The following is a 12,013-nucleotide window of genomic DNA, read 5'->3' as shown; positions in this document are numbered from 1 at the left end:
TTTTGCTTCTATACTTGATAAGTCTACAGGTTCTGCAGGTTCTGCTGTCGATAACCCAAGTGAATCACATGCGGATAATGTTAACATTGCTATAGTAAGAATAATTATTTTATACATGTACTTTACCTCTTTCCGAGACAGATTATAACACAGGTGTTTTTTACTCAAACCAGAGATAATAATTGACTGCGATTTTGACTGCAACCCATTCAGCCTACGTTAGCCTATTTCAGACAACTTTTATATATAATATCTTAACGAATCGTATATAATCGTATATGTATTTATTTTGATTTACACACAAGGGGTCAAAGGTTTGAGTCCTTTATCGCCCTCCATCTCTTTTTATGAAGCCGTAATTGGTATTAATTCATAATTTAACCACATCATTGTCCCATTTGATGCTTCATAATGGGGATTATCGGGTTCTAAGTCCATTTGAAAATCAAAGGCAAAATTCGAAGCAAATACTTGTGGGTTTATTTTAAATGGAAGATCAATATCTGCGTCTGCAGAGAAAGTAATTTCGAGATCATTTAATGTTGTCACAGTTACTGCTGCCATAGTTCTGATGGAGTCTATTCCTTTACTACCTTTGAATATAACCCATGTGGGTGTAGCACTTGAAGGAGGGAGGCTATAGTATATTTTAGGATCATAGATTTCTCCTTTTATATTAGCATCAAGAGTAGCCATCACATCCGATCCTATGTTTATTGTAGCTGGTTTCCCAGGCACCATCGGGTTAGTGTTAGTTCGTCCATAATTTGGATCAGGTTTTTCTGCGTTTTTAGGTATATCTTTGTTTTCGGGTTTAGGTTTGGCGACAGGCTTATCTAGTTTAGATTCGATTGAATCCAGTTTATTATTTTGTTCTTGTAAAGTATTGTTCTGATCTTCTACCTTTTTATCTAAGGCATCTAATTGGTTATTTATGGTATCTAATTGGGTTTCAATTCCAGATAAATCGATAGGTTCTGCAGATTCAGTGGCTGAAAGTCCAAGCTGACTACATGCAGTCAACGTCATTAATATTACTATTGGAATAATTAATTTCATGATTTATCCTCTCTTTTTATTTATTGTTATCCGAATTAGACATATCCCGAGATTATATCACATAGGTTGCAAACTATTTACACTCAGATGTTAAATGTTCGAGTCTTATATCGCACACCATCTCTTTTTTCCGATACAGATTATTTCACATGCATACGAGGGGAAAGTTTATTACTTATTTTACATCAAGACTAAAATCATCTTAAACGAAAAACCCCTTATCAATTAGGGCTGCAGTCAATGTAAAAAATAATAGACCAGAAAATATTACAGCAATAACGGCAAAATCTTCTAGATATTGACCACTAAACAGACTCAGTATAATTATGTTATATAAAATCAAACCACAAAATACTATAAGACAAAGGCTTATAACGTAACTACAATATAGTAATATGATCCAAGGTAATGAGCCACTTCTATACTCATGGATTGGGAAATAAGCTATGTACATAGAAGTTAAAGGTATATGATTTTTCCTTGCTTCTTTAAATTTCATAGCAAACGATAAATTGGCCTTACGCTGAAATCTTGTACCAATGTATGTCAAAATTACATATGCTAGAGAAGGTACGACAGAAAAAATCACTAACAAGAATCCATAGTTTAAAACCATTTCATAATAGTTCACTATATTTAAAGGCACTTCGAATCGAAACATCAATTCTGGCAATATAAACCAAAAAGTTATTAGTATTGTTATAATCACTTTATGTACCATATGATTCCTTATAATCAATATTTTTATACTCAGTTTATTTAAAATAATCTGTTGCGTTAATTGGTTCTACAACTGCTTCATCAGCCTCAAAGAAAGGCATACTTTTAGAATTTGCTATCCCTGCCAACAAATTCCCCGGGAAAATTTCTATTGTATTATTTAGTTCTGTAACTGAAGAGTTGTAGAATCTACGAGCAGCTGCAATCTGTGCCTCTACTTCATTGTAAGTTTGTTGTGCTTGGATCATAGTTTCATTAGATTTTAAATCTGGGTAATCCTCCATATTAATCATTAATTTCCCCATTTGTGTTCCCAATCTACTTGAAGCACTTAAATGATCTTTAATAGCTGCTGGGTCAGCCTTATCATAATTTTCAGAGGCCTGAGTACGTAATTCAGTCACACTAGTAAATAATTCTTTTTCATGCTCCATAAACTTTGATGCCATTGTAAGAATGTTAGGTATAAGCTCGAATCGTTGAGTCAACTGAATATCAATTCCTGCTAATGCTTCTAACGCCCTATTTCTTCTCGTTATTATTTTTGCGTACAAATTATAAAGTACGAATACGATTAATACTGCAACAACCAATCCAATTATTATTTCCATTATCTAACTCCTGATTATTGATATTCATAATAAAAATGTAATTTAACTTATAAACGTATCTCTGAATCCATTTGTAATGTATCACAAATATTAAATATAGAATTTATATCTGCAAGCAGATTCTTTGAATCATCCTGGAAATCTTCTATTTCAGTTATAGGCCCAGGTTCAAACCAATCTTTTTTTAAATGAATCGCCATGACTAAAGATTGCTTATAAAAACTACATTCAATTTTTTTTGATCCAAATGCCTTTTCTACTTCTATCAATCGTTCCATAAAAGTTGTTGTGAGTAAATATCTTGCCTCAATTTGATCATTAGAATACACATTAAACAATTTATCAAACTTTGGATCTTCAAGCCTGACAACTTCTTGATTTTCAGGTAATTTTCTTCCAGATACCCAATCTCCAAAAGAACCTTTATCTGGACGAATGACTGTTTTACTAGAAAATTTCTTATTAACACTTATTTTGGCAATTACTCCATTAAAAACGGCCTTCTTACCTTTATAATGTGCTCCTCGCATTAGTCTTGCTTCAAAAAATTCAATATTCACATTATTATAGGTACCTTTTACATAATCTTCAGAAAACGAAGCAGGCGGATCAAACGGAGGTAGAATATCGTATTTCTTATATTGGGCAAAAGGGGCTTTATAGTTTTGTTTATATTCAAAATCGCCTGTAAATTCTAAAATTCTAGGAAAAATTCTCCCTTTTATAGAGGTCTTATACTTATCAATTGAGTTAAATATGAATGCTATAATAGAGATTATCATTCCAACTGAAATGTAGAAAACCCACGAAAATCCCCTTCCTAACGAATCAATATTTAATATTGCAAGTACTGTTATTCCTAATAATACTATGATAATTGGAATAGACTTCAGGCATCTACTACGTGCTACACTGAGTGCCTTTATTCGTTTTTTTTCATAATACTTAACTCTGGGCAGTAATCTCGTACGATAGTGTTCGGCAAAACCTTCCTCATAAGGTTCAGATTCAACATATGATTTAAACTTAGAACCTTCGGTTGGCGGTTTATAGAACAAAACGCTAAAAAGTTTTTTTAGCAAATTAGAATCTCCTTTACTTTTGTAGTGAGATCGCAGGTAGTTTTGACATCCTTTTGGCTAATTTAGAAACTGATCTTTCAAAAAACCAAGCTAACCCTGTATGTATATCGTCATTAAATGGTTTTACCCATTTATCGTCAAGGTATCCGGGTCCAAAATATGCTCCAAGAATAGAACCTGAGGTAGCTCCAAAACTATCTGTATCAGCACCTTGACTCACTTGGATACAAATTCCATGACCTACATCTTTAGCAAACTTCAAAGTATTAATCAACATACCTATCTCTTGATAAATTCTACAGTGGCCGTATTCTCCATATTTATCACTTATTTTATCGTATGCTTCTTCCCAAGAATCAGAATCTTTTACATCCTTAAAACAAACTGAAACTCTTTCGTAAAAACGACTCTTTTGAGGGACAAACTTAAGAGCTGTTTCTATAATTTCATCTCTGTCTTCCATGATTTGAGCACATGAAATAGCTGCTGCAATAAACATAGTTCCATAGACACCAGTTCGATTATGGGTAAAGCTTGCATCTCTGTAAGCTAGTTCAGAAGCCATCGCAGGGTTACCAGGATACGCATATCCATAGGCATCTGCTCTAATTGCAGCTCCACATAATTCATCTCCAGGATTTAATATGTCGTTAAAAACATCAATTAAATCCTCAGGTTTATCAGTTGGCAAAATATTTTCAGAGCCATTAGGGCCTTTTGCAAGAAAAGCAGATCTATCCCTTCCATCAATTTTTAGCTCTATTCCCGACTTTAGTAGCTTGGTATTTTCAGGCCCAAAAGTTGTACCAATTGGTAAATGCTTTATCCAAAGTTCTTTCATATTTTCATGAGTAAAATCTGCACCAAATTTTTCTAAAATCAACATACCCATAATTGTGTAATTAATATCGTCATCTGGAGCTACATAATTTATAAATTCTCTAGCTGTTTCAGGAAAAGATGTATGAACCTTAGGAAGAACATTTTCTATATCTTTCGATATATAGTCTGACATAGGCCATTCATTTATTTCTTCTAAAGCCTTTCTAATTTCATGACCAGTAAACTTTTGCTCTAATGGCTTACCTAAAATGCATCCACATAAAGATGCTATAAAAGCTGCTTCTACTCGCTTTGAGCTATCTTCGTAATCAATTTCTGTAATTTGCCCTTTTGGTCTTGATGGATCCATTTCATTCAAAATGTCATTTATAGAGCTTGGTTCTACATAAGACCAATCTTTTCTAATTTTTAGGTTTAATAAGTTTTTAGTAAACTTTACCAACTCGTCATAGCTATCAGGAAGGTTATCAAGCTCATCTTGTAAGCCTTCAATATCATACCCTTGCTCTCCTTTATTAAGAACGACGCCATGAAGCCTTTCTCTCAATGTGTCTAGTCTAATCAACATAATAAAACCCCTTATCTAGCTGTATATCCGCCACCCTTTTTTAGGTTCAGATATGCTCTATTTAGATCGTTGATGAAATATCTTCTAAAGGTAATTTATTAATATCTGGAATTAAAGCATCTTTTTTAGCAAATCCCACTGCAAGTAATAAAAAAGGCTTTTCATTTTTGGGTCTTTTAAATATTTTGTTCATAAATGCCATTGGACTTGGAGTATGAGTAAGAGTAGAAAGACCAACTAGATGTAATGCTGTTATTAAAATTCCTGTTGCTATACCCACTGATTCTTTAGCATAATAATGTTTTACTTTTGAACCATCATCTAAAACGCCGTAACTTTTAGCAAAAATTCCTATTATGTATGGTGCAATTTCTAAAAAAGGTTTGTTTGCATCGGTTCCTAATGGTTCAAGAGCTCTCAACCATTCTTCGGGTGCTTTTGTTTCATAAAAACTTTTTTCTTCCTTTTCTGCTTCTCTTCTAAGAATTTTTCTTACTTCATTTTTAGTAGATATTGCAAAATGCCAAGGTTGCATATTAGCTCCACTAGGACTAGTCCCTGCAGTTTTTATACAATTTTCAATGATAGATATTGGAAAATCTTTATCTGAGAAATCTCGTATAGTTTTTCTTTGTTTTAAATTTTCATAAAATTCCTTAGATTTTAATTCCATATTTTCAAAATCTATATTTGGATTTCCTTTATACTCAATAAATTTTTTCTCCATTTTATGCCTCTTATTAATTAATAATAATCTTTGATACCAATATCAGTGTAATTATGTGTTAGTTCATCCTTTACCTTACTATATATAAAAAAGTATCAGTAGCATTACTACTAGTACAACTGAAAGGCAAACTAATGAAGGTATCCAACCAAGAAATATAATATAAAGAATATCTGCCCACAGTTTATGCAACCGACTTTTAGATTTTCTAGACGCATCAATATTGGATATGGCATCAATTTTGGGGTTTCTTTTTCTATATATTCGTTTTTGTTCTGTTAAAAAAGAATCGTTCTTATTTGTAATTTTGTTCAAGTATACCTTTTTCATTTAGAGTTTTAATCAGTTTTTCAATGCTGACTAATGTTACTACTACTAGCATTTCAAAAACAAATTCGTTTATATCCAAACCTTCCATAAATACACCCTATATACAAATAATACACTATGTTGCGAATTCCTCGGTAATAACCATTTATAGACATGAACATTACTAGTAAAAATAGGAGGCTTTAGCGGAGAGATGGTTGCACAACTCCCCACTAATATGCATCAATCGTTTTGTTGGTAATCTCTACCATTACACTACTTTTAATAATTTGTTTGAATAGTGTACAACAATCAAAATATTTTGCAAGTTTGTTTTGGCAGTGATAACTGAAGTGATTAAATATTGTTCCATTTAGCATAATGATATAGGTTGGTTATTGCAGGCAATTTTTGTATACTGATTTTGGAAGGAAGGGCATATGAGAATTGGTATAGATCTTGGTGGAACTAAAATAGAAGCTATTGCTCTATCCAATACAGGCGAAGAACTATATAGGGAGAGAGTTCCAACTCCTAAAGATAGCTATCCTGAAACACTTCGGGCAATTAAATATATGGTTTCCAAGGTAGAAAGTAGTGTTGGGGTCGCGGATTCCATAGGACTAGGTATACCTGGAACCCTATCCTCTATTACGAATAAGGTTAAAAATGCTAATGCTACATGGCTAAATTACAAAACATTAGATGAGGATGTACAACAAATATTAGGAAGGCCAGTTCGTATAGCAAATGATGCAAATTGTTTTGCTGTTTCCGAGTCAATTGATGGAGCTGGTGCAGGGTATAAAATGGTGTTTGGGGTAATTATAGGCACTGGTTGTGGCGGTGGAATTTCCATTGATGGCAAAGCACATATAGGAAACAATGGTGTAGCAGGTGAATGGGGGCATAATCCTTTACCATGGCCAAATGATGAGGATATCTATTACCAAAAAAAGTTTCCCTGTTACTGTAGCCGAATAGGTTGCGTAGAAACTTTTTTATCTGGGCCAGGATTTGCGAGAGATTACGAGCTACATACAGGGAAAGTGCTTGAAGCATACCAAATTGTTAAATTGGTTGAGAAAGGCGAATCTAATGCTGAGTTGTGCCTCGTGAGATACGAACAAAGGCTCGGAAAAGCATTGGCTAGTTTAATAAATACATTAGATCCTGATGTAATAGTGTTGGGGGGTGGGATGTCTAATATTGAAAGACTTTATTCCAACCTCAAGCCATTATTGTCTAAATGGGTATTTGGCAAAGAGTGTGCAACGGAAGTGCGTCAAGCTAAGTATGGTGACTCAAGTGGCGTACGAGGTGCAGCTTGGCTTTGGTGATGATTAACAACACATTTGTTTATCATGCATTCCTATAGAAAGGATAAATATGGATAATCCAGAATTCACATCACTAACACCCCAGTATAAATTCCCCGAGACTTTGGAGGAACAGAAAGCACAGTTGAAGGATAATCCATTGCTACAAAGAATGTTGAAAGCACGATTTGATATGCGTACTGATCCTTACCGACCTGTCTTTCATTATGTTAATCCAGAAAATACACTTAATGACCCAAATGGCTTGTGTTATTGGCAAGGTCGTTGGCATTTGTTTTACCAAGCCTATCCACCAGAAGATCCCAGACAACATTGGGGGCATGCTGTAAGTAAAGATCTCATACATTGGGAAGATTTACCATATGCAATATATCCCAATCCTGAAGGCCGATGTTTTTCTGGTTCTACGTTCGTAGAGGAAGATCGGGTAATAGCTATGTATCATGGAACTGATGCGGGAAATATTGTTGCAGTTTCTACAGATCCGCTTCTTTTGAATTGGGAGAAACTAACAGGAAAGGCAGTGATACCTATTCCTGTACAGGATGGATCCCCTCAAGAATATACCGTGTTTGACCCGTGTATTTGGAGTAAAGGTGGGAAATATTATTCTTTGTCTGGTGGTACATTGCTGACAAAACCAGGAGGATTAAGAAGAGCTGCCGACTTTCTTTTTAGATCAAATGATCTGATCCATTGGGAATATTTACATCCCTTTACTGAGGGAGACATTTTTACATTGGTTGGAGATGATGGGGCTTGTCCCTACTTTTGGCCTATTGGTGATAAATACATACTTCTTTTTTACAGTCATATGAGCGGAGGGCAGTATCTTTTGGGTGATTACGATAAGGTACGTGATAAATTCTCAGTATTCTCTGGAGGTTTATTCAATTTCGGTGCGTCTACACCTTCGGGAGTACATGCTCCGTCCTCTACTCCTGATGGTTTAGGTGGTGTAGTGACCATATTTAATATGAATCCTGGCATGGACACAAAGGGATGGAACCAGATTATGACTCTGCCAAGATTACTTACCTTAGAAAATGATTCTGTTCTTAAAATCAAGCCAACTGGTGATATTGAATCTTTACGATATGACCACAAACATGTAGGCAAAACCGTATTGCCTCCAAACCAAGAGGTAGTTCTTGATGGAATAGAGGGGAACACCATAGAGTTTATTGTTGAGATAGACCCAAAATCTTCTCCTATGGTTGAGTTAAATGTGCTTAGGTCCAAAAATAGAGAGGAATATACCAGAATAGCGTTTTTTAAGGATAGAGGATTTAAAATTACTGAATGGGGTGATAAAACAGGAGCTCTATTACAATCTGCTAATACAGTGGTTAATCCTTATGGGACACCACGTTATATTCCAGATCGAGAGAGTATTTTGTCGATAGATTCATCCTATTCCTCTATATTACCAGGAGTATTATCAAGAGCTCCTGAAACTACACCAATAGCTCTTGACCCAGATGAACCTCTTAAACTAAGAATATTTATAGATAAAAGTGTCGTTGAAGTTTTTGTGAATGATAAAGCCTGTGTTGCTGTAAGAGTGTATCCTGGATTAGCAGATAGCGTTGGTGTTTCCCTGCGTGCCCAAGGTTCTGAGGCTAAACTAGTTTCTTTTGATGCTTGGAATATGAGAAACATATATGAATAAAATATATATTCGTACTAGTAATTGGTTGATTAAAAGTCGTTAATAAATGAGCTACAATTTATCCCTTTAACAGAATAAACCGTCACTATTACACATTCCATAACCTATCAACCAAGCATAGGCAACCAATACTATTACAACACCTGCCATTATAATTTGATGCGACTTCTTCATAAGTAACCTCCCGGATTTTGGATTTGCTCTATTTTCCTTGATCCTTTTTCTAAATTATTTCTGTTTAATACTATTTTTAGATTTCTTCGTTATCAGTAATTTGGTCTGATTGATCTATTTCTTTGTGGTCTGTGATTTGACCTGCCTGCATTATAGCGTTTCGCATTTGATCAGAAAAGTCAGACATCGAATTAGGAGTATGGGGTATGAAAATACTTGAAGTATTTGGAGCCGAAGCAATGCTTTTCAAGCTATCAAAATATTGAGTTAGTAGTACCAAGTTCATTACTTCCATTGGCCCTGTTCCAGAAATACTTTTTTGAAAATCATCAATTGATTCTTTCAGTCCGTCAATAATTGCTTTACGTTCATTAGCTATTCCCGTGCCTCTTAGTGCATCACTTTCTGCTTCTGCTTCCGCTTGTTTTACAATAATTATTTTTTCTGCTTCACCTTTTTCAGTAGCGGCAACTCTTAAACGTTGTGCTTCGTTAATTTCATTCATCGCCGACTTAACTTTTGCATCAGGGTCAATGTCGGTAACTAGAGCTTTAACAATTCCATATCCAAATTGAATCATAATGTCATCAAGTTCAGATTTAACTGCTACGGCAATTTCATCTTTTTTCTCAAAAAGGTTATCTAGGCTTAACAGCGGAACCCTTGCCCTTACTACATCGAATACATAAGAAGTAATTTGTTGTTCCGCATTATCAAGACGGTAAAATGCTTCAAATTCTTTTCCATCTAAAATAACAAATTGGACTGAAATTGAAACTTTTACAAAAACATTATCTTCTGTTTTTGTTTCTACCGGTACATCTAATTGTCGAATACGCATACTTTCGGCCTTACTAGCTTTATCTACAAAAGGGATTTTAATATTTATACCTGGGCGCGCAATTCTTTTATACCTACCAAATCTTTCGACTACTTTGAATGTTTGTTGTTGTACTGTAAAGACTGTGTTGTATAAGGTTAAAATAATTAAGGGTAGTAGGAGTATTTGCAAAACTTCCATATTATTCTCCTCGTTCTATATATTGTTAATTAAGTATAAAATGTAAATTGTTATATCTTGGTATGTCAATTTATTTTTGTTTAAGAAGGTTGATAAATCCTTCAAATTGTACAGTCGTTGCATAAATAAATACAAGGTATAGTAATTAATTTAGCTTCCATTGAAAAATCCATTTACGTTTACCTTGTGATTCAACAACTACGTATTTATACTCACCTTCGAATAATAAATAAAAATCTAGTGGATATTTACCACTCGATAGTATGGCTTTTCCTTTGCAATTAATGATTTTTCCATCAATGTTTTTAGAGGATGCTTTATTAGGATTTGAAATAGTAATTTCATGAATTTCTAAAGTTTTTAAATCAGTAGGTTTATCTATATTTAGTGGAGACAGTATATTTTTGGTGGTAATAGGTAACGTTTTAATTTTGTCTGCAAGATCTACACAAGATGTAATAGTATTGTCTGAGAAATGATTACACGCAATTAGTAGGATTAATGATATAGTTATAAGGAATAATTTATTCATTAATTACCTCTTTCGAGAGGAATTATAGAATAATGACACATTAAACATAAGATAAGTTTTTATATTCCTTTAGCGTTGCATTCTCTTTATTGTAGTTATTTCACAAACGTTTACCTATTCCGAGAATCATTGAATTGTTTTTTGAGTTTTTCTCCCATTTCGACCCAAGGAGAATCTGGAATATTAGATAATGTGGCTGGGTTATTAATAAACCCCTGAACTTCATCTCCTTGAATATTAAGAGCTGTTTGGATTTCTTCACGTGTTTGACCTGACGTGATAAGAGGGTTGTGAATTAATGCAACAGACATAAGATCATGTGCAGCCCAGTACCCTGCTTGGGTATTAGGAGGTCCCATGCTAGTATTATCTATTCCAGAATGCCAAAGACCCATAGCATGCCCAAATTCGTGGGTTAATGTGTGCCTGGATCCATAAGGCTGATCAGATATCCTAATGAAACCCCATCCTGGCGCAAGATTATTTGAACCCCACTGATCTGAAAATGAACCAGATGGGCCTGATGTATTGCAATACTGGTCAGCAGTCTCATTTATGAGCTCAGTACAGGAAAGCAAATGTATTGGCAATGTGACTTCTGAAATATTATTTGCCCAAGCTATATCTAAATCAGGGGCTACAACTGCCAAAACTTCAATATAGTCACGAATTGTTTCATAGTCCTCAGATTTGACGTCTCCAAAAAGACCAACCCTTATAGTACTTGGAGGCTTTCTTACGAAGTAACCTTCACTATTATTTACAAATACTTTTTGATAATTGTCGTCATAGTTGCTCTGTGATGTAGCTAAGAACAAACCTTGAGCTGTAGGCGATGGCATTGAAAATGGCTTATATTTGTCCGTATTTGGTATAGCGTTGCTAGGTATAGACAATTCTGCGATGGGATAAAAGTCATCGCTACGGGTAAATTGTTCGGTTATTGTAGTCGAACATGAGTTGCCATCTGATCCTTTGCCTGATACAGCTATGTTTAGGTCCAATTTGAATGGCGTTTTCCCAGCAGGGATATTTACTACATATGTTTCCTTATTTATATCTAGTTTTGTTCTGATATATTCATGGTAGGAAAAACCAAGAGATTGATTTTTAAGATTTGAATGTGTTTGACCAACTAAAGAAGGCATGAAATCCAGATTTAAATTCTCAACTGATTTACTTCCTGGTGTTTCAGTTGATGATATAAATAGTACTCCGTTTTCAATTGCATAACTTGATTCCCAACCACATACAGAGAAGCTGGTAAAAAGAGAACTTTCTGGTAATTGTACAGGGGTAGGAGTAGGCGTAGGGGTAGCAGTAGGTGGTACAGGGGTAGCAGTAGGCGGTATAGG

General features: G+C 34.6%; 10 protein-coding genes. 2 read left to right on the top strand and 8 right to left on the bottom strand.

Features of this window, described 5'->3' with window-relative positions; translation table 11 throughout:
* Nucleotides 1–345: 345 nt before the first annotated feature.
* From FI695_07825 to FI695_07800, 6 genes are all read right to left on the bottom strand, one after another.
* Entirely contained in the window at nt 346–1,059 is a 714-nt protein-coding gene (locus FI695_07825; protein MQG51863.1) for a hypothetical protein, read from the bottom strand.
* A 202-nt stretch (nt 1,060–1,261) separates the two neighbouring features.
* Nucleotides 1,262–1,780: a hypothetical protein gene (locus FI695_07820; GenBank protein MQG51862.1), complete on the bottom strand. Its 519-nt coding sequence runs from the start codon at nt 1,778–1,780 to the stop codon at nt 1,262–1,264.
* A gap of 34 nt (nt 1,781–1,814) precedes the next feature.
* On the bottom strand, nt 1,815–2,393 hold the full coding sequence (locus tag FI695_07815) for a LemA family protein (protein ID MQG51861.1): 579 nt from the start codon (nt 2,391–2,393) through the stop codon (nt 1,815–1,817).
* Between the two features lie 44 nt (nt 2,394–2,437).
* Nucleotides 2,438–3,472, bottom strand: coding sequence for a DUF3137 domain-containing protein (locus FI695_07810; GenBank protein ID MQG51860.1), 1,035 nt, complete (start codon nt 3,470–3,472; stop codon nt 2,438–2,440).
* A gap of 13 nt (nt 3,473–3,485) precedes the next feature.
* Entirely contained in the window at nt 3,486–4,883 is a 1,398-nt protein-coding gene (locus FI695_07805; GenBank protein MQG51859.1) for a hypothetical protein, read from the bottom strand.
* Nucleotides 4,884–4,944: 61 nt separating this feature from the next.
* Entirely contained in the window at nt 4,945–5,610 is a 666-nt protein-coding gene (locus tag FI695_07800; protein ID MQG51858.1) for a nitroreductase family protein, read from the bottom strand.
* Nucleotides 5,611–6,359: 749 nt separating this feature from the next.
* Between FI695_07800 and FI695_07795 the strand changes: the two genes are divergently transcribed.
* Nucleotides 6,360–7,259, top strand: a complete 900-nt coding sequence (locus FI695_07795) for a fructokinase (GenBank protein MQG51857.1) — start codon at nt 6,360–6,362, stop codon at nt 7,257–7,259.
* Between the two features lie 49 nt (nt 7,260–7,308).
* Nucleotides 7,309–8,931: a glycoside hydrolase family 32 protein gene (locus FI695_07790; protein MQG51856.1), complete on the top strand. Its 1,623-nt coding sequence runs from the start codon at nt 7,309–7,311 to the stop codon at nt 8,929–8,931.
* A 250-nt stretch (nt 8,932–9,181) separates the two neighbouring features.
* Here the strand turns inward: FI695_07790 and FI695_07785 are convergent, their stop codons facing one another.
* Together FI695_07785 and FI695_07780 are read right to left on the bottom strand one after the other, a co-directional pair.
* Nucleotides 9,182–10,126, bottom strand: a complete 945-nt coding sequence (locus FI695_07785; GenBank protein ID MQG51855.1) for an SPFH domain-containing protein — start codon at nt 10,124–10,126, stop codon at nt 9,182–9,184.
* 145 nt (nt 10,127–10,271) lie between these two features.
* Nucleotides 10,272–10,658, bottom strand: coding sequence for a hypothetical protein (locus tag FI695_07780; GenBank protein MQG51854.1), 387 nt, complete (start codon nt 10,656–10,658; stop codon nt 10,272–10,274).
* Nucleotides 10,659–12,013: the final 1,355 nt, after the last annotated feature.

This window comes from SAR202 cluster bacterium (assembly GCA_009392515.1).
In the GTDB taxonomy this organism is placed as follows: domain Bacteria; phylum Chloroflexota; class Dehalococcoidia; order Lucifugimonadales; family UBA6952; genus UBA6952.
This window is presented reverse-complemented; position numbering and strand designations above follow the sequence as displayed.

Coding starts and splice junctions, on each gene's coding strand:
- FI695_07790 (MQG51856.1), top strand. CDS start 7,309: ATGGATAATCCAGAATTCACATCACTAACACCCCAGTATAAATTCCCC.
- FI695_07800 (MQG51858.1), bottom strand. CDS start 5,610: ATGGAGAAAAAATTTATTGAGTATAAAGGAAATCCAAATATAGATTTT.
- FI695_07795 (MQG51857.1), top strand. CDS start 6,360: ATGAGAATTGGTATAGATCTTGGTGGAACTAAAATAGAAGCTATTGCT.
- FI695_07780 (MQG51854.1), bottom strand. CDS start 10,658: ATGAATAAATTATTCCTTATAACTATATCATTAATCCTACTAATTGCG.
- FI695_07805 (MQG51859.1), bottom strand. CDS start 4,883: ATGTTGATTAGACTAGACACATTGAGAGAAAGGCTTCATGGCGTCGTT.
- FI695_07825 (MQG51863.1), bottom strand. CDS start 1,059: ATGAAATTAATTATTCCAATAGTAATATTAATGACGTTGACTGCATGT.
- FI695_07785 (MQG51855.1), bottom strand. CDS start 10,126: ATGGAAGTTTTGCAAATACTCCTACTACCCTTAATTATTTTAACCTTA.
- FI695_07820 (MQG51862.1), bottom strand. CDS start 1,780: ATGGTACATAAAGTGATTATAACAATACTAATAACTTTTTGGTTTATA.